At 70.9% G+C, this 21707-nt stretch carries 20 protein-coding genes; 14 read left to right on the forward strand and 6 right to left on the reverse strand.

The features are described from left to right. Positions 1 to 68: 68 nt before the first annotated feature. Together ACZ607_RS34520 and mqnP are read left to right on the forward strand one after the other, a co-directional pair. Positions 69 to 1526 carry a menaquinone biosynthesis decarboxylase gene (locus ACZ607_RS34520; protein WP_469741778.1) on the forward strand — a complete coding sequence of 486 codons (1458 nt, stop codon included), beginning with the start codon at positions 69 to 71 and terminating at the stop codon, positions 1524 to 1526. Further along, positions 1523 to 2428: a menaquinone biosynthesis prenyltransferase MqnP gene (gene mqnP / locus ACZ607_RS34525; protein WP_469741781.1), complete on the forward strand. Its 906-nt coding sequence runs from the start codon at positions 1523 to 1525 to the stop codon at positions 2426 to 2428. Before ACZ607_RS34520 ends, mqnP begins: the two co-directional genes overlap by 4 nt. Here mqnP and ACZ607_RS34530 read toward each other — a convergent pair. Continuing rightward, positions 2418 to 3020 (reverse strand): rhomboid family intramembrane serine protease, encoded by a 603-nt coding sequence (locus ACZ607_RS34530; protein ID WP_469741783.1) that lies wholly within the window; start codon positions 3018 to 3020, stop codon positions 2418 to 2420. The two genes, mqnP and ACZ607_RS34530, sit on opposite strands and share 11 nt — an antisense overlap. A 113-nt stretch (positions 3021 to 3133) precedes the next feature. Here ACZ607_RS34530 and ACZ607_RS34535 point away from each other — a divergent pair, with 113 nt between their 5' ends. Next, positions 3134 to 3799, forward strand: a complete 666-nt coding sequence (locus ACZ607_RS34535) for a UbiX family flavin prenyltransferase (protein WP_469741914.1) — start codon at positions 3134 to 3136, stop codon at positions 3797 to 3799. An 11-nt stretch (positions 3800 to 3810) separates the two neighbouring features. Here the strand turns inward: ACZ607_RS34535 and ACZ607_RS34540 are convergent, their stop codons facing one another. After that, on the reverse strand, positions 3811 to 3957 hold the full coding sequence (locus ACZ607_RS34540; RefSeq protein ID WP_469741785.1) for a hypothetical protein: 147 nt from the start codon (positions 3955 to 3957) through the stop codon (positions 3811 to 3813). Positions 3958 to 4078: 121 nt separating this feature from the next. Here ACZ607_RS34540 and ACZ607_RS34545 point away from each other — a divergent pair, with 121 nt between their 5' ends. The 5 genes from ACZ607_RS34545 (at position 4079) to ACZ607_RS34565 (ending at position 8633) form a co-directional block, all read left to right on the forward strand. Further along, complete coding sequence (locus tag ACZ607_RS34545) at positions 4079 to 4534, forward strand: Lrp/AsnC family transcriptional regulator (protein ID WP_382991646.1); 456 nt, start codon at positions 4079 to 4081, stop codon at positions 4532 to 4534. A 91-nt stretch (positions 4535 to 4625) separates the two neighbouring features. Further along, on the forward strand, positions 4626 to 5789 hold the full coding sequence (gene mqnE, locus ACZ607_RS34550) for an aminofutalosine synthase MqnE (RefSeq protein ID WP_469741787.1): 1164 nt from the start codon (positions 4626 to 4628) through the stop codon (positions 5787 to 5789). A gap of 151 nt (positions 5790 to 5940) precedes the next feature. Then, a complete protein-coding gene (locus ACZ607_RS34555; RefSeq protein ID WP_469741789.1) occupies positions 5941 to 6471 on the forward strand; it encodes a GNAT family N-acetyltransferase in 531 nt (176 codons plus the stop codon). Between the two features lie 116 nt (positions 6472 to 6587). Then, entirely contained in the window at positions 6588 to 6884 is a 297-nt protein-coding gene (locus tag ACZ607_RS34560) for a DUF4229 domain-containing protein (protein WP_469741791.1), read from the forward strand. Positions 6885 to 7277: 393 nt separating this feature from the next. Beyond that, positions 7278 to 8633, forward strand: coding sequence for a dicarboxylate/amino acid:cation symporter (locus tag ACZ607_RS34565; protein ID WP_469741793.1), 1356 nt, complete (start codon positions 7278 to 7280; stop codon positions 8631 to 8633). Positions 8634 to 8711: 78 nt separating this feature from the next. On the opposite strand, the gene ACZ607_RS34570 is transcribed toward ACZ607_RS34565, so the two are convergent. After that, positions 8712 to 9911 carry an alpha/beta hydrolase family protein gene (locus tag ACZ607_RS34570; protein ID WP_469741795.1) on the reverse strand — a complete coding sequence of 400 codons (1200 nt, stop codon included), beginning with the start codon at positions 9909 to 9911 and terminating at the stop codon, positions 8712 to 8714. 218 nt (positions 9912 to 10129) lie between these two features. Between ACZ607_RS34570 and ACZ607_RS34575 the strand changes: the two genes are divergently transcribed. After that, the gene (locus ACZ607_RS34575; protein WP_469741797.1) at positions 10130 to 10774 is read left to right on the forward strand and encodes a TetR/AcrR family transcriptional regulator; all 645 of its coding nucleotides are present in this window, start codon (positions 10130 to 10132) and stop codon (positions 10772 to 10774) included. An 11-nt stretch (positions 10775 to 10785) separates the two neighbouring features. Here ACZ607_RS34575 and ACZ607_RS34580 read toward each other — a convergent pair whose 3' ends face one another. Beyond that, positions 10786 to 11640 carry a MaoC family dehydratase gene (locus tag ACZ607_RS34580; RefSeq protein WP_469741799.1) on the reverse strand — a complete coding sequence of 285 codons (855 nt, stop codon included), beginning with the start codon at positions 11638 to 11640 and terminating at the stop codon, positions 10786 to 10788. A 3-nt stretch (positions 11641 to 11643) separates the two neighbouring features. After that, positions 11644 to 12966 carry a 3-oxoacyl-ACP reductase gene (locus ACZ607_RS34585; RefSeq protein WP_469741801.1) on the reverse strand — a complete coding sequence of 441 codons (1323 nt, stop codon included), beginning with the start codon at positions 12964 to 12966 and terminating at the stop codon, positions 11644 to 11646. Positions 12967 to 13040: 74 nt separating this feature from the next. Here ACZ607_RS34585 and ACZ607_RS34590 point away from each other — a divergent pair, with 74 nt between their 5' ends. The 3 genes from ACZ607_RS34590 to ACZ607_RS34600 all read left to right on the forward strand — a co-directional run bounded on the left by ACZ607_RS34590 (position 13041) and on the right by ACZ607_RS34600 (position 18213). After that, positions 13041 to 14318: an acetyl-CoA C-acetyltransferase gene (locus tag ACZ607_RS34590; protein ID WP_469741916.1), complete on the forward strand. Its 1278-nt coding sequence runs from the start codon at positions 13041 to 13043 to the stop codon at positions 14316 to 14318. A 171-nt stretch (positions 14319 to 14489) separates the two neighbouring features. Further along, a complete protein-coding gene (locus ACZ607_RS34595) occupies positions 14490 to 16415 on the forward strand; it encodes an AMP-dependent synthetase/ligase (RefSeq protein ID WP_469741803.1) in 1926 nt (641 codons plus the stop codon). Positions 16416 to 16644: 229 nt separating this feature from the next. Continuing rightward, positions 16645 to 18213: an APC family permease gene (locus ACZ607_RS34600; RefSeq protein WP_469741805.1), complete on the forward strand. Its 1569-nt coding sequence runs from the start codon at positions 16645 to 16647 to the stop codon at positions 18211 to 18213. 11 nt (positions 18214 to 18224) lie between these two features. Here ACZ607_RS34600 and ACZ607_RS34605 read toward each other — a convergent pair whose 3' ends face one another. Then, complete coding sequence (locus ACZ607_RS34605; protein ID WP_469741807.1) at positions 18225 to 18956, reverse strand: siderophore-interacting protein; 732 nt, start codon at positions 18954 to 18956, stop codon at positions 18225 to 18227. Between the two features lie 245 nt (positions 18957 to 19201). On the opposite strand from ACZ607_RS34605, the gene ACZ607_RS34610 reads away from it, so the two are divergent. Together ACZ607_RS34610 and ACZ607_RS34615 are read left to right on the forward strand one after the other, a co-directional pair. Beyond that, positions 19202 to 20047, forward strand: a complete 846-nt coding sequence (locus tag ACZ607_RS34610) for an LLM class F420-dependent oxidoreductase (protein WP_469741809.1) — start codon at positions 19202 to 19204, stop codon at positions 20045 to 20047. A 135-nt stretch (positions 20048 to 20182) separates the two neighbouring features. Further along, a complete protein-coding gene (locus ACZ607_RS34615; protein ID WP_469741811.1) occupies positions 20183 to 21667 on the forward strand; it encodes a peptidoglycan D,D-transpeptidase FtsI family protein in 1485 nt (494 codons plus the stop codon). Positions 21668 to 21707: the final 40 nt, after the last annotated feature.

The raw sequence follows: 21707 nt of genomic DNA on the forward strand, positions 1-21707 counted from the left end.
AGGTGACGGGGCGCACGGACCGCCCCCGGTGATGGGCCCAGGGTAGCGGGTGTCCGATACTTGGCCTTATGGCTTACGACGATCTTCGCTCCCTGCTCCGGGCTCTGGAGCGCGAGGGCGATCTCAAGCGCATCAAGGCCGAGGTCGACCCGTATCTGGAGGTCGGCGAGATCGTCGACCGGGTGAACAAGGCGGGCGGCCCCGCGCTGCTCTTCGAGAACGTCAAGGGGGCGTCCATGCCCCTGGCCATGAATGTCTTCGGGACCGACCGGCGACTGCTCAAGGCACTCGGGCTGAAGTCCTACGCCGAGATCAGCGACAAGATCGGCGGCCTCCTCAAGCCGGAGCTGCCGCAGGGCTTCGTCGGGATCCGGGAGGCGTTCGGGAAGCTCGGCGCGGTGACCCATCTGCCGCCGAAGAAGGTGAAGTCCGACAGCGCCCCCGTCCAGGAGGTCGTCCTGACCGGCGACGACGTGGACCTGGACCAGCTGCCCGCGCTCTTCACCTGGCCCGAGGACGGCGGCTCCTTCTTCAACCTCGGCCTCACCCACACCAAGGACCCCGAGACGGGGATCCGCAACCTCGGGCTCTACCGGCTCCAGCGCCACGACAAGCGCACCATCGGGATGCACTGGCAGATCCACAAGGACAGCCGCAACCACTACCAGGTGGCCGCCAGGCGCGGCGAGAAGCTGCCCGTCGCCATCGCGTTCGGAGCGCCGCCGGCGGTCACGTACGCCTCGACGGCGCCGCTGCCCGGGGACATCGACGAGTACCTCTTCGCCGGCTTCGTCCAGGGCAAGCGGATCGAGATGGTCGACTGCAAGACCGTTCCGCTCCAGGTTCCTGCGCAGGCCGAGGTCGTCATCGAGGGGTGGCTGGAGCCGGGCGAGATGCTGCCCGAGGGGCCCTTCGGCGACCACACCGGCTTCTACACCCCCCAGGAGCCCTTCCCCGCGCTGAGGATCGACTGTGTGACGATGCGGAAGCGTCCGCTGCTCCAGTCGATCGTCGTGGGCCGGCCGCCCACCGAGGACGGTCCGCTGGGGCGGGCCACCGAGCGGTTCTTCCTGCCCCTGCTCAAGATCATCATCCCGGACATCGTGGACTACCACCTGCCGGAGGCGGGCGGGTTCCACAACTGTGCGATCGTGTCGATCGACAAGAAGTACCCCAAGCACGCCCAGAAGGTGATGAGTGCCGTCTGGGGCGCGCACATGATGTCGCTGACCAAGCTGATCGTCGTCGTGGACGCCGACTGCGATGTCCACGACCTCCACGAGGTGGCCTGGCGCGCGCTCGGCAACACCGACTACGCCCGTGACCTGCTGCTCACCGAGGGCCCGGTCGATCATCTCGACCACGCCTCCTACCAGCAGTTCTGGGGCGGAAAGGCCGGGATCGACGCGACCAGGAAGCTGCCCGAGGAGGGGTACACCCGGGACGGGGGCTGGCCGGCCATGGTCGAGTCCGACCCGGATACGGCGGCGATGGTCGACCGCCGCTGGAAGGAGTACGGCCTGTGAGTGCCTCCGCCGCCGCGGTGCCCCAGCCGCGCAGCAAGCCCCGCGCGTTCCTGCGGCTGGTGATGATCGAGCACTCGGTCTTCGCGCTGCCGTTCGCCTACATCGCCGCGCTGACCGCGATGTTCCAGCTGGACGGCACGTTCCACTGGGGCACGCTGCTGCTCGTGACCGTCGCGATGGTCGGACTGCGTACGTTCGCGATGGCCGCCAACCGGATCATCGACCGGGAGATCGACGCCCGTAACCCGCGCACGGAGGGCCGTGAGCTGGTGACCGGCGCGGTCACGGTGAAGTCCGCCTGGACCGGCGCGCTCGTGGCCCTCGTGTTCTTCCTGGGCGCCGCCGCCCTGCTGAACCCCCTGTGCCTGGCGCTGGCGCCCGTGGCCGTCGTGCCGATGGTCGTCTATCCGTACGGCAAGAGGTTCACGAACTTCCCGCACGCGATCCTGGGCCTCGCCCAGGCCATCGGCCCGATCGGCGCCTGGCTGGCGGTGACCGGGAGCTGGTCGTGGGACGCGGTGATCCTGGGGCTGGCCGTCGGCATCTGGATCGGCGGCTTCGACCTGATCTTCGCCTGCCAGGACGTGCGGGCCGACCGGGCCCACGGTGTGCTCTCCTTCCCCGCGCGGTTCGGGATCCCGGCCGCGCTGTGGGGGGCCAGGGTCTGCCACGTCGTGACGACCGGGCTGCTGGTGTTGTTCGGCCTGGCGACGGACGCGGAGATCTTCTACTGGATCGGCATGGTGATCGTCGCCGTCGCCTTCGTGTACGAGCACCGGGTCGTGCGGCCGCACGACCTGTCCCGGCTGAACCGGGCCTTCTTCTCGGTCAACGGCTTCATCGGGATAGCGCTCTTCGCCTGCGCGCTGCTCGACCTGCTGGTGCGGGGCCTCACACCGTGACGTAGCCCGGCCCGTGCGGGCGGCGGGGGCGGCGGAAGAAGAACGCCGCCGCCACCCCGCCCACGAGGCCGAAGAGATGGCCCTGCCAGCTGATGCCGGAGTCCGTCGGCAGCACGCCCCAGAGCAGCGAGCCGTAGACCGCGGCGATGAGCACGCCGACGACGATGTCCAGCGGGCGCCGGTCGACGAAGCCGCGTACCAGCAGATAGCCGAAGAGGCCGAAGACCACACCGGACGCGCCGAGCGTCACCGTGTGCGGCGGCGCGGTGAGCCAGACGCCGAGGCCGGACGTCACGATCACCACGAGCACCACGGCGGCGAACCTGCGTATCCCCCCGAGCGCGGCGATGAAGCCGAGGACCAGCAGCGGGACGCTGTTGGACGCCACGTGCTCCCAGCCGCTGTGCAGGAACGCCGACGGCACGACGTCGGCCAGCTCGGCGGGCTCGCGGGGGCTGACGCCGTAGGTGTCGAGGGCGTTACCCGTCGCCATGTCGATGCCTTCGAGCAGCCACAGGAGCGCGACCCAGGCGAGCATGACCGCTCCGGCCGTGACGGCCCGTGCGGTGGCGGTCGTCCGTGTGCCGGGCATGGTCACCCCCTGTCCATGGCTGTTCTCTCATCCGTTGCAACGTCCGGAGCCCCTGGCTCGGTTCCTGGAGCGGGGTGCCGGATAGGCTCGGCGGTGTGACAGCCAGGACTTCGATGACTCAGCAGGAACGCAGGCCTTGGATTGTCGGGGTGTCGGGCGCGTCGGGCACGCCCTTCGCGGCGTCGGTGCTGCGCGGACTGCTGGACGCAGGGGAGAGCGTCGATCTGGTGGTCAGCCGCGCCTCGCGGCTGACGCTCCTGGACGAGACGGGGATCGCCTTCCGCGACGCCCACTGGCAGGAGGACCTGCGGAGCTGGCTGGCGCGGGGCGCGGACGGGAAGCCGGACACCTTCCGGCCGGACATCGGCGGCGTACGCCACTGGGCGGCCGGTGACCTGGCGGCCGGGCCGTCCTCGGGGTCGTACCCGGCGAAGGGGATGCTGATCGTCCCGGCGTCGACGGCGTGCGTGGCCGGGGTGGCGCTGGGGCTCTCGAAGGACCTGCTCCAGCGGGCCGCGAGCGTGACGCTCAAGGAGCGGCGGAAGCTGGTCGTCGCCGTACGCGAGACGCCGCTCAGCGGTCAGACGCTGAAGCAGATGGTGGCGCTCGACGAGGCGGGCGCCGTGGTGCTGCCCGCCTCTCCGGCGTTCTACGCGGGGGCGACGCGCATCCAGGACCTGGTGGACTTCGTCGCCGGGCGGGTGCTGGACGCGGCGGGGGTGCCGCACCAGCTGTACCGCCGGTGGGAGGGGGAGCTCGGTGGCGCCTCCCGGGGCTGAACCCGGTGGGGTCAGCGCTTCTTGGACACGCGCGGGCCGCGGGTGCGGTCGACGCGGTGGGCGGCGGCGGGCTGATGGGCACGCGAGCGGTTGGCCAGGTCCTGCAGCTCGCGCATCCGGGCGTAGGCCATCTCGATCGAGTACACGGTGACGTTCACTCCTGAAGATTCGAAAGCGTTTCTTGGATGATGAGAAAGATTTACAGGGCCTGACCCTGTTGTGCCTTAGATTCTACACGTAAACTCGCGGTACTGCTGAACAATGGAAGGTTTCAGTCACATGGACGCGGTGGACAGGCAGCTCATCCAGGCCCTCAGAGAGAACGGCAGGGCCTCGTATGCCGAGCTGGGGCGGCTCGTAGGGCTCTCCGGGCCCAGCGTCACCGACCGCATCAACCGGCTGGAAACCGCCGGTGTCATCACCGGTTACCGCGCGACCGTCGACGCGGCGTCGCTGGGGCTCGGCGTCACCGCGCTGATCGGCATCTCCCTCTCCGACGCCGCCGACCACGAGGACGTCGCGCACCGGCTGAAGGACCTCGCCGAGATCGAGGACTGCTGGTTCATCGCGGGCGACGACTCGTTCATGCTCAAGGTCCGGGTCGGCGACGTGGACGGGCTGGAGAAGACCATCAGGCGGCTCAGCGGCACCCGGGGCGTCTCCCGGACCCGTACGACGGTCGTGCTCTCCACCAAGTGGGAGAACCGGGTCGGGGAACTCCCCGAGGAGGTCTGACGCGGAGCGGCGACGGGGGTGCCCGCGCCCGGAGGCCGGGGGAGTACCGTGGGCCGCGGAACGACTGCACAGAGACATGTGAGGGGCACTGGTGGACGCGGGACTCAAGCGCGAGCTGGAGGAGAAGGTCCGGGCCGGCGAGCGGCTGACCCGCGAGGACGGGATCGCGCTCTACGAGTCCGACGACCTGGCGTGGCTCGGTGGGCTGGCCCACGAGGTGCGCACGAGGAAGAACGGCGACGTCGTCCACTTCAACGTCAACCGTCACCTCAACATGACGAACGTGTGCACCGCGTCCTGCGCGTACTGCTCGTTCCAGCGCAAGCCGGGCGAGAAGGACGCGTACACGATGCGCATCGAGGAGGCCGTCCGTCTCGCGAAGGCGATGCAGGGCGAGAACCTCACCGAGCTGCACATCGTCAACGGACTGCACCCCACCCTGCCGTGGCGTTACTACCCGCGCTCGCTCAGCGCGCTCAAGGAAGCCCTGCCGGAGGTGGCGCTCAAGGCGTTCACGGCGACGGAGATCCACCACTTCGAGACGATCTCCGGGCTCTCGGCCTCCGAGATCCTCGACGAGCTGATCGACGCCGGTCTGGAGTCGCTGACCGGCGGCGGCGCGGAGATCTTCGACTGGGAGGTCCGCCAGCACATCGTCGACCACAACACCCACTGGGAGGACTGGTCGCGCATCCACCGTCTCGCGCACGAGAAGGGTCTCAAGACCCCGGCGACGATGCTGTACGGGCACATCGAGGAGCCCCGTCACCGCGTCGACCACGTGCTGCGGCTGCGGGAGATGCAGGACGAGACCGGCGGCTTCCAGGTCTTCATCCCGCTGCGCTACCAGCACGACTTCGTGGACATGAAGGACGGCAAGGTCCGCAACACCCTCCAGGCGCGTACGTCGATGGCGACCGGTGCCGAGGCGCTCAAGACCTTCGCGGTCTCGCGGCTGCTCTTCGACAACGTCCCGCACGTCAAGGTCTTCTGGGTGATGCACGGCGTGCAGACCGCGCAGCTCGCGCTCCAGCACGGCGCCGACGACATGGACGGCTCGGTCGTCGAGTACAAGATCACGCACGACGCCGACGACTACGGCACCCCGAACAAGCTCGGCCGTGAGGACCTGCTGGACCTCATCCGCGACGCCGGCTTCCGGCCCGTGGAGCGCAACACCCGGTACGAGATCCTGCGCGAGTACCCGGGCCCGGACGCCGAGCGCCGCGAGACGCCGCAGCCCATGCGCGTCTGAGGCGACACACCCGCCCGACGCCCCGCACCCCACGGCGGGTGTCCCGGGTGTCCCGCTGTACGAAAGCCCCGGCCTGCCGTCCCCCGGCCGGGGCTTTCTCGCGTGGTGGACGCGGCTTGAGCGCCCATTGCGTAATAGTTAATGTGCTCGTATGGCACTTACATTCGAGGTGGATCCCTCATTCGACCGTGAGCTGCGGGACGGCATCACCGCGCTCTGGGTCGACGTCAGCAACGCCGGAGGGGCCGTCGGCTTCGTGCCGCCCGTCACCGGTGACGAGGTGCGGACCGAGCTGGTCAAGCACCTCGCCGGGATGGCCGAGGGCCGCACCCACGTGATCGTCGGGCGCGACGAGGACGGCACGGTCGCCGCCACCGCCTTCCTCGCCCGCAACACCCACCGGCTCATGCGGCACTGGATCGGCGTCTACACGGTGATGGTCCACCCCCGCCACCAGGGCAAGGGGTACGGACACGAGCTGATGGCGGCCACGGCCGACGCCGCCCTGGGGCTCGACGGCATCGACGCCATCCGGCTCACCTGCCGTGGCGGCACCGGGGCCGACCGCTTCTACGCCTCCTGCGGATACAAGGAGGTGGGCCGGGTCCCGAACGCCATCCGGGTCGCCGAGGACGACTACCGCGACGACGTGATCATGCTGCTCCCGCTCTTCCGTCCGTGACGCGGGCCCGCCGGGGCAACCCTGCGAACTGATCGAATTCGGGGCATGCTTCACTGGTCGGGCAGGACCCAGACTGCACGACCGCAGGAACGTCGGACGTAGAGAGAAGGCCAGCCGTGTCCGCTGCCAAGCCGAGCGCAACGATCCGGTACACCGCCATGCGCCTGCTGATTTTCGTCGGCTGCTTCTTCGTCGCCGGCGTGGCCGTCCACTTCGGCGTGCTCCCCTCCGGCGTCGGGGGCTCCAACGTCGTCTGGGTCATCCTCCTCGGCCTCGTGCTCTCCGCGCCGCTCAGCTACATCCTGCTGCGCAAGCAGCGTGACGAGATGTCCGAGCAGATCATCACGACGGTCGACCGGACCAAGGCCAGGCTCGAGGCGAACCGCACCCGCGAGGACAGCGTCGCCCAGTAGGCGCCGCGTAAGGTTCCTCACAGCCGCACCCCTGACGGACGAGGCCCCGGGCCGGAGCATCCGCTCCCGTACCGGGGCTTTCGCGTGCCCGCACGCGCACCGTTCATAAATGATCAAGAAGCGTACCTTTGAGGTTCTCAAAGTTGCAGTGTTAACGTATTCGACATGTTGACCGCAGTGCGCATCCGTCACGCCCCGGGCGTCCCGCTCGTGGCGCGCCTGCATGTCGATCTCTGCCGCTGTATGTCCGCGGTCTGTTGCCGCAACGTCTGAACCGGCATCATGCAGCGGCGCCGCCCCTGACGCGGGCGCCGCACCCCCGTCCCCCTGTTCGACCGCACGACCGTACGTCTGTCGCCGTACGTCCCGATGCGTCCCATCTGGAGTGTGTCCGTGTCCGCGAATCCCGCGCCCGCCGCAGAGACCGAAGCCGGTAAGCCGTCCGGTTCCGGCTTCCGTCTGCCCAGCATCCCCTTCTGGGTGCAGATAGTCGCCGGTCTCGTCCTCGGTGTCCTGCTCGGCTGGATCACCCGCAGCTACGAGATCGCCTGGCTCTACACCACGCTCGACAAGGTCGGCCACATCTTCGTCCAGCTGCTGAAGCTGGCCGTCGCGCCCCTCGTCTTCTTCGCGATCCTGGTGTCCATCACCAACCTGCGGAAGGTCAACAACGCCGCCAGGCTGGCCACCCGCACCCTGCTCTGGTTCATGATCACCTCGCTGATCGCCGTCGCCATCGGCCTCGCGATCGGCCTGATCACCAACCCGGGCTCCGGCACCGGCCTCACCCCGAAGGACGGCGCCAAGCCCGAGCACGCGGGCTCCTGGCTCGACTTCCTCACGGGCATCATCCCGGAGAACGTGATCACGCCGTTCACCGAGCTGAACGTCCTGCAGATCGTCTTCATGGCCGCCGTCGCCGGTATCGCCGCGCTCAAGCTCGGTGAGAAGGCCCAGCCGATCCTTACGCTCAGCGAGTCGGTCCTGGAGCTCCTCCAGAAGGCCCTGTGGTGGGTCATCCGCCTCGCCCCGATCGGCACCGTCGGCCTCATCGGCTACGCCATCGCCGACTACGGCTGGGACCTGATCGGCAAGTACGCCACGTTCACCGCCGACGTCTACATCGGCTGCGCCCTGGTGCTGTTCGGCGTCTACCCGCTGCTGCTCGCCACGGTCGCCAAGGTCAGCCCGATCCAGTTCTTCAAGGGCGCCTGGCCCGCGATCCAGCTGGCCTTCGTCTCCCGCTCCTCGGTCGGCACCATGCCGGTCACCCAGCGGGTCACCGAGCGCCTCGGCGTTCCGAAGGAGTACGCCTCCTTCGCCGTCCCGTTCGGCGCCACGACGAAGATGGACGGCTGCGCCGCGATCTACCCGGCGCTGGCCGCGATCTTCATCGCGCAGATCTTCGACGTCCAGCTGGGCATCGGTGACTACATCCTGATCGCGTTCGTCTCGGTCATCGGCTCGGCGGCCACCGCCGGCCTCACCGGCGCCACGGTCATGCTGACCCTCACCCTGTCGACGCTGGGCCTCCCGCTGGAGGGCGTGGGCCTGCTCCTCGCCATCGACCCGATCCTGGACATGATGCGCACCGCCACGAACGTGGCGGGACAGGCGCTGGTCCCGGTGATCGTCGCGGCCCGCGAGAAGATCCTCGACCACGACGCGTACAACTCGGCGTCGGCCTCCCCGGTCGAGGAGCCCGAGGTGCGCGACGCGGAGCCGAAGGGTGTCCCCGTCACGGTGTGACAGCCGCACCCGCGCAGCAGCGCCCCCGGACCCCGTGTCCGGGGGCGCTCCTGTGTGCGGGGTGGTCAGGGGGTCCGGTCAGGGGTGCTGGAAGACCACCTCCGGGTTGCCGGCGGTGGGGCCGTCCAGCAGGCGCTGGTGGCGGCCGCGCAGGTGCTGGTCGAGGAAGGCGGCGACGTAGTCACGGGTGATGCGGACCTGACGGCCGGTGGAGAGCGTGACCGTGGGGTCCAGCGTCACGCCCATCCGGTCCTCCAGGACGGGTACGTCCGTGAAGCTGGAGTGCCCGGAGCCCTCGACGCCCAGCCAGCGCTTCCAGCCGTCCAGGTGCTGCCAGGCCTCGTCCCAGGACTCGTCGCCGCCGGGGGTGTGGAAGGACGTGGTGCCCAGCATCAGGAAGGGGCGCGCGCCGAGGCCGGACGCGGGGACGCGCTCCTGGAACGTGCCGTCCATGGTGACCCCCGCGTCGAAGCGCGGGTCGGCGAGCATCGCGGAGGCGGCCGCGCTGCCCCCGATGGAGTGGCCGGCCACGGCGACCCGCTCGGGGTCGATCATGCGGGCGTTCTTCCAGGCGGGCCGGTGGCCGGTCAGCCGGTCCAGCACGAAGGAGAGGTCCGTGGCCCGTCCGGTGGAGACGAGCCGGGTCAGTTCCCGCCGGGCCTCTTCGGAGGGCGCGGCGTCGACCCGGTCGCAGGCCGCGCAGGTCAGGACCCGGCCGTCGGGGAGCTCGGTCCCGACGGACTCGTAGGCGTGGTCGACGCTCGCCACCACGTAACCGCGGCTCGCCAGCTCCTCCGCGAGCGAGGTCATCGTCGCCCGCGGGTTGCCGAAGCCGGGGGAGAGCAGCACCAAGGGGAAGCGCCCCCGGGCCGGGCGTGCCCCGGTGCGGGCATGGGTGCCGAGCGAGCTGACCAGGGCGGGGGCGTCGTCCGGCAGCCCGCGGCCCGCGAGCACGGCCTCGGCCTCCCGCGTGGTCATGTACGGAGCGGCGGCGCCGGGCCGTCCCGGGCGGGCGGGGTGGTACAGGGAGACCATCAGCTCGCGGTCCCCGGCTTCCGGCACCCAGGGGTCGGCGCGGCTGTGGTCGGTGAGGTGCAGGACCTCGGTGCCGACCGCGTACGGGCCGGTCGGGCGAGGCAGCTCGGTCGTCGCGGCGGCGGGCGCGGCCTGCGAGGGCGCGGCGCCGGGTAAGGCCTGGGCTGTGACAGCGGGCGTGACCGCCAGGAGCATCGCCGACAGGGCGACGACGGCCGTCCGTCTCTGGAGTCTGATCGTCATGTCAGGGACGCTACGCGGCGGAAGGGGGCCGAGGCATCGGACCCTGGGGTGATCCCGGGGGGAGGCGGAGGCGTACGTGGTAAGTCCCTGGGTGGATGGACGGGACGGACGACTCCTGGCCGTCGTGGCCCGGACCCGCCCTTCCGTACGATGGCCGGCGGGGCCGCGCCGTACCCTTACCGGGGAGTAGCGCAGAGGGGGTGGGAGGGATGTCCGACGTGGGTGCAGTGAAGAGCAAACGGATGCCGCGCGCGGTGCGTGAGCAGCAGATGATGGACGCGGCCGTGCGGACCTTCGGGCAGCGCGGGTACCGGGCCGCCTCGATGGACGAGATCGCGGAACTGGCCGGAGTGTCGAAGCCCTTGGTCTATCTGTATCTGAATTCCAAGGAGGAGCTCTTCACCGCGTGCATCCGCCGGGAGTCGAAGGCGCTGGTGGAAGCCGTGCGGGCGTCGGTGGAGCCGGGGATGCCGGCCGACCGGCAACTGTGGGCGGGGCTCCGTGGGTTCTTCACGCACACCGCGGAGAACCCGGACGGCTGGGCGGTGCTGCACCAGCAGGCGAGCTCGCACGGGGAGCCGTTCGTCAGTGAGGTCGGGGCGCTGCGCGAGGAGATCGTTGCGTTCGTGACGGGTCTGATCGGCGCGGCGGCGCGTGAGGCGCACAGCGATCCCGCGCTGCCCGACCGGGACGTGGCGGGGCTCGCGCAGGCGCTGGTGGGGGCGGCGGAGGCGCTCGCCGGCTGGGCGAACGTCACTCCCGGCGTCTCGGCCAAGGAGGCCGCCTCCACCTTGATGAACTTCTCGTGGGCGGGCCTGGAGAACCTGATGCACGGGCGCGGCTGGCAGTCCCGGGACGACTGAGCCGCCGCCGCTCAGCCCTCCCGGGTCATGCGTCCGGAGAGGTGGATGCGGCTGCCGCCGCGCACCTGGAAGGCGGTGCCGTCGGCGGCGTACGTGACGGTGGAGGGCAGCAGGACGGGAGCCTTGAAGTCAGCCCGTACGGAGCGGATCCGGCCCGCTCCGGCGGTGTCCGTCCCGCCGGTGTCCGCACCGCTGTCGGCCTCCGCCAGACAGCGGGCGACGGTCCACATGCCGTGCGCGATGTGACGGGGGAAGCCGAACAGCCGGGCCGTCACGGGGTGGAGATGGATCGGGTTCCGGTCGCCCGACGCGGCCCCGTACCGGCGCCCGAGGTCGGCGGGCAGCCGCCATTCGCTCACGGCGGGCAGCTCGGGGAGCGGGGCCGGCGGCGGCGCGGGCGTGGCGGGGGCACCGGTGGTGTGGCGGGACAGATAGCCGCTGCGTGACTCCCAGACGAGCTCGCCCGCCCGCCGCGCCTCGGTCACCACGGTGACCTCCGTGCCCCGCCGGTGGGGCGTCAGCTCATCGGCGTACACGGTGAGTTCGAGCGCGTCCGCCGGACGCAGCTCCCGGTGTCCGGTGATCTCGATCCAGGTGTGGACCAGGCCCAGCACCGGCAGGGGGAAGCCGCGGCCCGTCATCAGCCGCATGGCCAGGGGGAAGCCCAGGACGTGCGGGTAGGTGAGCGGCAGGGTGTCCCGCCCGGTGAAGCCGCAGACCGTGAGGTACGCGGCGAGGGGGCCGGGGGCGGCGGGGCCGGCCGGGAGCACCTCCCGGGTGGCGGGCAGGGTGGCGCCGGGGCGTCCGGCGTGCTTGAACGGCGAGGTGACGGCCCCGCGGACGAGGGACAGGCTCAGACCGGTCATCGGTCACGCCCCCAGCAGGCTCTGGCCGCAGACCCGTACGACCTGGCCGTTGACGGCCCCGGACGCGGGCTGGGCGAACCAGGCGGTGGTCTCGGCGACGTCGACCGGAAGGCCGCCCTGGGACAGGGAGTTCATCCGGCGGCCCGCCTCGCGGATGAGGAGCGGCACGGCGGCGGTCATCTTCGTCTCGATGAAGCCGGGCGCCACGGCGTTGACGGTGATGCCGTGCTCGGCGGCGGCGCGCGGGGCCAGGGAGCGGACCAGGCCGATGATGCCCGCCTTGCTGGCCGCGTAGTTGGTCTGGCCGTTGTTGCCCGCGATCCCCGCGATGGAGGCGGTGGCGACGATACGGCCGCCGCGGCGCAGGGTGCCCGACCCGATGAGGGCGTCCGTGGTGCGCAGGACGCTGTCGAGGTTGACGTCGATGACCGAGGCCCAGCGGTCGGCGGGCATGTTGGCGAGCCGGCGGTCCCGGGTGATGCCCGCGTTGTGGACGAGGACGTCGAGGCCGTCGGGGACGGCCGCGGCGATCAGGTCGGCGGCGTCCGGCGCGGTGATGTCCAGGGGCAGGGCGGTGGCCCCGAGCCGGTCGGCGGTGCGGACCAGTTCCTCCTCGGCCTGCGGGACGTCCAGGCAGATGACCTGGGCGCCGTCCCTGGCGAGGACGGAGGCGACGGCCGCGCCGATGCCGCGGGCCGAGCCGGTGACGAGCGCGGTGCGTCCGGTCAGCGGCGCGGCCCAGTCGGCGACCTCGCCCGGTGCGTCGGCGGTGAGTTCGACGACCTGGCCGCTGATGTAGGCGGAGCGGGGGGAGAGCAGGAAGCGGAGGGTGGACTCCGCCGAGGCGGTGTCCGCTCCGGGGGCGAACCGCAGCAGCTGCGCGGTGGCGCCCCTGCCGATCTCCTTGCCGAGCGAGCGCACGAACCCTTCGAGGGCCTGCTGCGCGGCCGCCTGGTGGTGGTCGTCGGGGGACGGCGTGGTGCCGAGGACGACGACGCGGCCGCCGCCGGCCAACGACCGTACGACGGGGTGGAGTGCGGCGTGTACGTCGGCGAGGCCGGCGGCCGTGGTGACGCCGGTGGCGTCCAGGACGACGGCGGCGGGGCGTTCCGCCCGGTCGACGGCCTTCAGGCCGGTCGCGGCGAGCACCGGGCCGAGGGCTCCGGTGCGGTCGGAGCTGCCTGCGGTGAGGTGCAGCAACGGCCCGTCGAGGGAAGGGGTTTCGAGTGTCCAGCGGCGCAGCGGCGCGGGCTGCGGCAGGCCGAGCCTGCGGGTCAGGAAGCGGCCGGATGCCGTGCCGGTGAAGTGCAGATAGCGGTCGGCCATTGTCTGGACTCCTGCTCGGTCGTAGATTTACTCCTGAGTAAGGTTACTCAAGGGTCAGGAGTTGTCGAGATGAGCTGGTCGCGTTGATTCCCCTCGCACTTCCGCAGCCGCGCCGTGTCGCGGTCATCGGTGGCAGTCGTATTCCGTTCGCACGCTCCGACGGCCCGTACGCACGGGCGTCCAACCAGGACATGCTGACCGCCGCGCTGGACGGGCTCGTCGAACGCTTCGGCCTGCGGGGGCAGCAGGTCGGCGAGTTCGTCGCCGGCGCGGTCCTCAAGCACAGCCGGGACTTCAACCTGGCCCGCGAGACCGTCCTGGGCTCCGCGCTGGACCCGCGCACACCCGCGTACGACATCCAGCAGGCGTGCGGCACCGGTCTCCAGGCCGTCATCGCGGCGGCCAACAAGATCGCGCTGGGTGCCGTCGACTCGGCGATCGCGGGCGGCGCGGACACCACGAGCGACGCGCCCCTCGGCGTCAACGACCGGCTGCGCAGGATCCTGCTGGAGGCGCGCCGCGCCAGGTCGACGGGCGCCCGGCTCAAGGCCCTCTCCGCCGTGCGCCCCGGGCACCTCGTCCCGGACATCCCGCGCAACGCCGAGCCCCGTACCGGGCTTTCGATGGGCGAGCACGCCGCGGTCACCGCCCGTACGTGGGGAGTGGCCCGTGCGGACCAGGACCTGCTGGCCGCCACCAGCCACCAGCGGCTCGCCGCGGCGTACGAACGCGGCTTCCTGGACGACCTCGTCGTCCCGTACCTCGGTCTCGACCGGGACCAGAACCTGCGCCCCGGCTCCACGGTGGAGAAACTCGCCACGCTGAAGCCGGTGTTCGGCGCGGACCACCCGGACGCGACGATGACCGCGGGCAACTCGACGCCGCTCACCGACGGCGCGGCCACCGTGCTGCTGGCGAGCGAGGAGTGGGCCGAGGCCCACGGCCTGGAACCGCTGGCCTACCTGTCGCTGTACGAGACGGCCGCCGTGGACTACGTGAACGGTGAGGACGGGCTGCTGATGGCGCCCGCGTACGCCGTGCCGCGCATGCTGGAGCGCGCCGGGCTGACCGTCGGGGACTTCGACCTCTTCGAGATCCACGAGGCCTTCGCCTCCCAGGTGCTCGCCACCCTGGCGTCCTGGGAGGAACAGGGGCTCGCACCCGTCGACAGGGACCGGCTGAATGTGGTCGGATCATCCCTCGCCACCGGTCACCCCTTCGCCGCGACGGGCGCCCGGATCGTGGCGACCCTGGCCAAGCTCCTCGCGGAGCGGGACGCGCCGGGCCGGGGCCTGATCTCGGTCTGCGCCGCGGGCGGCCAGGGGGTCACCGCCATCCTCGAACGCCCCTGACCGCCGACGGAATCCATCCCCGGCCGGGCCGCACCTGCCGTACCGCACCGCATGAACGACCCGCGCCCGCCGCACCGCAGTACGTGAACGACCCGCGCACCCAGCAGCCGCCTCGGCGCCGGAGCCCCAGGGACGGGGCCCGGCGCCGGACCCCTTGTCGAGGAGCCGCTCGTGACCACGCCCGCCACCGCATCCGCCGCATCCGCCGCGCCCACCGTTCCCGTCCTGGTCGAGCCGACCAGGGTCAGGGACGCCGACGGTGCGGTACGGGAAGTCTCCGTACCGCCGTTCGCGCCGGCCGTCCTGCGGGGCTCGCTCGCCGAGATCCCCTTCGACAACGCCCGTGAGGCCCCCTCCGAGCCGGTCCTCAGCCGTAAGCAGGACGACGGCAGCTGGCAGGACGTGACCGCCGCCGCGTTCGCCGCCGAGGTCCAGGCCGTCGCCAAGGGGCTGATCGCGGAGGGGCTCCGGAGCGGCGACCGGATCGCGATCATGGCCCGTACGACCTACGAGTGGACGCTCCTCGACTTCGCGTCCTGGGCGGCCGGGCTGGTCACCGTGCCCGTCTACCCCACCTCGTCGGCGTTCCAGACCCGCTGGATCCTCCAGGACTCCGGAGCCGCCGCCTGCGCGGTCGAGACGAAGGAGCAGGGCCGGCTGGTCAGCCAGGAGCGGCAGCAGCTCGGGGACCTCACCCATCTGTGGCAGTTCGACACGGGGGCGATCGGCCGGCTGAAGGCGGCCGGCAAGGACATACCCGACGCGGCGGTCGCCGAGCGGCGCGGCGCCCTGGAACCGGACAGCCCCGCCACCCTCATCTACACCTCCGGCACCACGGGACGCCCCAAGGGCTGCGTGCTGACCCACGGGAACTTCTTCGCCGAGGTCGACAACGCCATCGAGCTGCTCCACCCGGTCTTCAAGTCGGTCTCGAAGGACCCCGCCTCCACGCTCCTGTTCCTCCCGCTCTCCCATGTCTTCGGCCGGATGGTGGCCATCGGCTGCATGCGGGCCCGGGTGCGGCTGGGGCACGCGCCGTCCATCCGGACCGAGGATCTGCTCGCGGACCTGGCGGGCTTCAGGCCGACGTTCCTGCTGGCCATCCCGTACGTCCTGGAGAAGGTCTACAACACCGGCCGGGCCACCGCCGAGAAGATGGGCCGCGCCTCCTCCTTCGACCGCGCGGCCCGCATCGCACGGCGTTACGGCGAGGCCGTCGAGGCCTCCGAGCACGGCACGGGCCCCGGCCCCGGCCTGGGGCTCCGCGCCGCCCGCGCCCTCTACGACCCGCTGGTCTACCGGCGGATCCGGGCGGCCCTGGGCGGCCGCGTCCGGTACGCGATCTGCGGCGGATCCCCGCTGGGGCGCAGGCTCGCCGCCTTCTACGCGGGGGCCGGCATCCAGATCTTCGAGGGCTACGGCCTGACCGAGACCACGGCCGCCGCCACGGTCACCCCGCCGCTCAAACCCCGCCTGGGCACGGTGGGCTGGCCGCTGCCGGGCACCGCCGTGCGGATCGCGGACGACGGGGAGGTGCTGCTCAGCGGCGGCCAGGTCTTCGGCGGCTACTGGGACACCGAGCGCGGCGCGGCCACCCCGTACACGGAGGACGGCTGGTTCCCGACGGGCGACCTCGGGGCCCTGGACGAGGACGGCTACCTCACGATCACCGGCCGCAAGAAGGACATCATCATCACGTCCGGCGGCAAGAACGTCACCCCGGCCCCGCTGGAGGACTGGCTGCGCGCCCACCCGCTGGTCAGCCAGTGCATGGTCGTGGGGGACAACCGGTCGTTCATCAGCGCCCTCATCACTCTGGAGCCGGACGGCCTGGCCCACTGGCGCCGGATGCGGAAGAAGGAGGACGTCCCCCTGCGCGAGCTCGTCCACGACGAGGAGCTGCGCACCGCTCTCCAGCGCGCGGTCGACGAGGCCAACCGGCTGGTCTCGCGCGCCGAGTCGATCCGTAAGTTCACCGTCCTGCCCAAGGACTTCACCGAGGAGAGCGGGCACCTCACCCCGTCGCTGAAGCTGAAGCGGGACGCGATCACACGGGACTTCGACGCGGAGATCGAGGAGCTGTACCGCAAGCCCTGATCAGGGCCCGTCCAGGGGCGGCGGGAAATTTTTGAATCCGCACAAAGCGGACAGGGGTGCGGTTCCCGTACGCTTCTCGGCCGCATTCCTGTGCATTGATTGCAAGGCTGTGTTCATCCGGAGCCTTCGATGTGTGCGCTCAACTGTCGTACGGGCGTGGCGATTCAAGGGTGAGACATCGGAGTCTCACCCTCCGGATATGGAAACCGCAGCGCATAGCGTCCTCTCCATGACTGAGCTGGACGCGCGGCCACGGGCCGGAGAGACGGTACGGGAAAGCGCCCCGGCCGACGGCGGCGTACGCGAGAAGGGCCTCGGCGGGAACTCCGTCGGCCTGATGGGCAGCGCCGTCCTCGGCATCTCCACCGTCGCCCCGGTGTACTGCCTGACCTCCACCCTCGGCTCCACCGCCGGTGAGGTGGGGGTGCAGATGCCCGCCGTGTTCCTGGCCGGGTTCCTGCCGATGCTGCTGGTCGCCTTCGCCTACCGGGAGCTCAACAAGGCCGTGCCGGACTGCGGTACCTCGTTCACCTGGACGGTGAAGGCCTTCGGGCCGCGCCTGGGCTGGATGTGCGGCTGGGGTCTGGTGATCGCCACGATCATCGTCCTGTCCAACCTCGCGGGCGTCGCCACCTCCTACTTCTGGCTGCTGGCCGGCGAGCTCTCCGGCAGCGACGCGGTCGCCTCCCTGGACGACAGCAAGCCGGTCCACATCCTCACCTGCCTCCTGCTGATCGCCGTCGCGACGGCGATCAGCTACCGGGGGATGACGGCCACCAAGGGCCTCCAGTACACCCTCGTGGCCCTCCAGCTCGTGGTCCTCGCGGTGTTCGTGGCGATGGCCGTGCAGAAGGCGGGCAGCGGCGACTTCGCCGCGACCTCGACGGACTTCTCCTGGTCCTGGCTGAACCCGTTCGCCGTCCGGTCCTTCGCCGCCTTCACGGCCGGGCTGTCGCTCTCGATCTTCATGTTCTGGGGCTGGGACACCTGTCTCACCGCCAACGAGGAGACCACCGGGGCGGAGAGGACGCCCGGCCGCGCCGCGCTCATCGCGATGGTCGTCCTGGTCGGCTCCTACCTCGCCACCGGCATCGCCGCCCAGATGGCCGTCGGCACCGGCGGATCCGGCCTGGGCCTCGCCAACCCGGACACCTCCGACAACGTCTTCGCCGCCCTGGCCGGGCCGGTCATGGGCCCCGGCCTCGGCATCCTGCTCTTCGTGGCGGTGCTGGCCTCCGCGGCCGCGAGCCTCCAGACCACCTTCATCCCGGTGGCGCGCACGGTCCTGGCGATGGCCGCGTACGAGGCGCTGCCCGCCTCCTACGCCAAGGTCCACCCGAAGTTCCGTACGCCCGGAAGGGCCACGGTCGTCGCGGGGGTCGCGACCGGCGCGTTCTACACGGTGATGACCCTGGTCAGCGAGCACGTCCTGGTGGACACCATCTACGCGCTCGGGCTGATGATCTGCTTCTACTACGCGCTGACGGCCTTCGCCTGTGCCTGGTACTTCCGCGCGGAGCTCACCCGGTCCGTCCGCGACCTCTTCCTCAAGGGCCTCTTCCCCGTGGTGGGCGGCATCCTGCTGACGGCGGTCTTCGGCAAGACCCTGTACGACATGTGGGACCCGGCGTACGGATCCGGGTCCTCCGTCCTCGGTGTCGGCTCCGTCTTCGTCATCGGCGTCGGGCTGCTGCTGCTCGGTGTGGTGCTGATGGAGGCCATGCGCCGTCGAGGCCCGGCGTTCTTCCGCGGTGAGGTGCTGACGAAGGAGACCCCGGCGTTCGTCGTGGACGACTGAGCGGGCGCGGGTCAGTCCGCGCGCCAGTAACCCAGCGCGTTCACCCGCTCCTTGGGGACGGCCAGCTCCTTGCGGGCGTACGAGGCCAGGGTCCGCGTCGTCGCCGTGTCGCAGGCGATCCAGACGTACGCGTCCGACGCGTCCTCGCCGAGCAGGCGGGGCAGGGCCGCCTTCACCTCGGAGACCAGGTGGGCGCCCCCGTCCCGGCGCGGCACGGTGTGCAGGGTGTGGTGGTCCGCGTCCAGCCGGAACGGCAGCTTCTCGTCCGAGGCGTGCGCGGTCTCGCACCAGATCGTCGCCGGGATGCCGGGGAGCGCGTCCAGCAGCGAGTTGACGGCGGGCAGCGACGCCGCGTCCCCCACCACGAAGAGCCGTGCGGGCCGTGGCTCGGGCAGGGAGAAGCGGGTGCCCTGGAGCGTCGCGTCGATCGTGTCGCCCGGCCGCGCGGCGCGGGCCCAGTCGCTCGCGGTCCCGTCGTGGAGGGCGAATTCCAGGGCGAACGTGCCGGCCTCCGGGTCGGGGTCGACGAGGGTGTAACCGCGCTGGTGCGGCTTGCCGTCCCGCTCGAACCAGAGCCTGACCCACATGGTCGGGTGTGCGCCGCCCGTGGCCGCGAGCAGGCCGCCGTCGGTGACGGTCACCCGCCGGAAGTCCTCGGTGAGCTGTTCCGCTCCGGTGACGGTGAACGTGAAGTCCCGCCCCCGGAAGAGCTTGAGGACGACGCCCTCCCAGCCGTGACCCATGAAAGCCTCCCGTGTGCGACGGAGCAGAATGAAACTTAGGCTAACCTAACTTTCGCCTTCCGGGGTGTGGCAGGGGGGCGTCACGAGGCGAACGGGCTTCGGCGGCGGCGGAGTTACGGCGGAATCGGACGACCGGCGCGGTGGGGTCACGGCTGAATCGGGACGGTGTCCGCGGCGGAGTGGGCCCCGTGGCGCGGTCCACCGCATACCGTGGGCCGTCACGGACGACGACGGAGGTGCCTCGCATGCGGATCGCCACAACGATCTTCCTCACCGACGGGACGATCACACCGGTCAGGCTCGCGCGGGAGCTGGAGCAGCGGGGGTTCGCCGGGCTGTATCTGCCCGAGCACACCCACATCCCGGTGAGCCGGGAGTCCCCGTACCCGGCGGGCGGTGAGCTGCCGGCCGAGTACGGCCGCACCCTCGACCCGTTCGTCGCCCTGGCCCAGGCGGCCGCCGTCACCGAGCGGCTGACCCTCGGCACGGGCATCACGCTGATCGCCCAGCACGACCCGATCGACCTGGCGAAGCAGGCCGCCACGCTCGACCACCTCTCCGGCGGCCGGTTCACGCTCGGCATCGGCTACGGCTGGAACGTGGAGGAGGCCGCCGACCACGGTGTGGAGTGGTCGACCCGGCGTGCGCTGGGCAGCGAGCGGCTGGCGCTGATGCGCGCCCTGTGGGCCGACGAACCGACGGCGTACGAGGGCGAGTCGGCGTCCGTCCGGGCCAGCTACGCCTATCCGAAGCCGGTGCAGCGGCCGCGCGGCCCGGTGAACGGCCCGCGCACCCTGATCGGCGGGGCGGCGGGGCCGAAGCTGTTCGAGCGGATCGCGCGTGAGGCGGACGGCTGGCTGCCGATCGGCGGGCGGGGCCTCTCGGAGTCCGTACCGAAGCTGCGTGCCGCCTGGGAGGAGGCGGGCCGCGACCCGGAGCAGCTCCATGTCGTGCCGTACGCCGTCCAGCCCTCCCCGGGGAAGCTGGCGCACTTCGCGGAGCTCGGCATCGAGGAGGTCGTGGCGCAACTGCCCCCGGCCGGTGAGGCGGAGGTGCTGCGCGCGCTGGACGCCTACGCCGCGCATCTGTGAGGGAACCTGTCCGGTCGGCTGCCGGGGGTGATCCGTCGATGCAACCATCGAGGCTAAAATCGCATCTATCACCTCCGGACATCGATGGTGCGGCCCGTGTGCGTGTGTGCTCGGCTGCCTGGGAGCGGGAGCACGATGAACAGGCCGTTGCGACATATAGCCGTCTTCTGTGGGCTGCTGATGCTGGCCCTGCTGATACGGACGAACTGGCTCCAGTACGCCAAGAGCCAGGAGCTGGCCACCCATGAGCACAACCGGCGGGTGAAGATAACCCAGTTCGCCACCCCGCGCGGCGACATCATCGTGGGCGGCAAGGCGATCACGGGGTCGAAGGAGGTCGAGGGGACCGACTTCAAGTACCAGCGCACCTTCAAGCAGGGCCCGATGTACGCGCCCGTCACCGGCTACGCCTCCCAGGCGCAGGGCATGTCCCTCCTGGAGAAGACGTACGACAGCGTCCTCAGCGGTCAGGACGAGCGCTTCGCCTTCCAGAACGCCAAGGGCATCCTCACCGGTGAGGAGCGGCGCGGCGGCGATGTGATCACCACCATCGACCCGAAGGCGCAGGAGGCGGCCTACAAGGGCCTGACCGACCTCGACGCGCGGGGCGCGGTGGTCGCCCTCGACCCGGCGACCGGCAAGGTCCTCGCCATGGTCTCGACGCCCTCGTACGACCCCTCGGTCTTCGCCGGCAACTCCTTCAAGGAGGGCGACAAGTTCCAGGCCCTGATCGACGACAAGGGCAAGCCGCTGGCCAACCGCCCGCTGCGCGAGACCTTCCCGCCCGGATCCACCTTCAAGATCCTGACGGCGGCGGCGGCCCTGGAGCACGGCGTCGTCACGGACGTCGACGCCCACACCGACGCGATCTCCCCGTACCAGCTGCCGCAGTCGTCCAGCAGGATCAGCAGTGAGGCCGGGGACGCGACCTGCAGCAAGGCGTCGATGAAGACGGCCATGCAGTACTCCTGCAACAACGTCTTCCTGGACGCCGCCCTCAAGGTGGGCGACGAGGGGATGCGGGAGACGGCCGAGAAGTTCGGCTTCAACGAGGACGTCTACTCGGACGCGTTCGGCGACATGCTCGCCACCAAGAGCCTCTACCCCCAGGAGCTCGACAAGCCCGGCACCGCCCTCACCGGCATGGGCCAGGGCAGCCTCACGAGCACCCCGATGCAGATGGCGATGGTCACCGCCGCCCTCGCCAACGACGGCAAGCTGATGCAGCCGTACATCGTCGACGAGCTGCGCGGACCGGACCTGTCGACCCTGGAGAAGCACGAGCCGCAGCTCAAGAGCCAGGCCGTCTCGGAGGAGACCGCGAAGAAGATCCAGGAGATGATGGAGTTCACCGCCAAGGAGGGCAGCGCGAAGCGCGCCCTGATCGACGGTGTGACGGTGGGCGGCAAGACGGGTACGGCGCAGCGCGGCAACGACGTCAGCAAGGAAGTCCCGTACGGCTGGTTCGTCTCGTACGGCAAGAAGCCCGACGGCAAGTCGGTGGCGGTCGCTGTCTTCATCGACCCGACCGCGATGGACATCTCCCGCTCGGACATCTCCGGCGGTGGCCTGGGTGGCCCGATCGCCCGGAACGTGATGAAGGCGGTGCTCGGCAAGTAGGCCGGTTCTTCCGCACACCGCGGCCCCCGCCCGGCGACCG

The organism is Streptomyces sp. NPDC104381, from assembly GCF_055583745.1.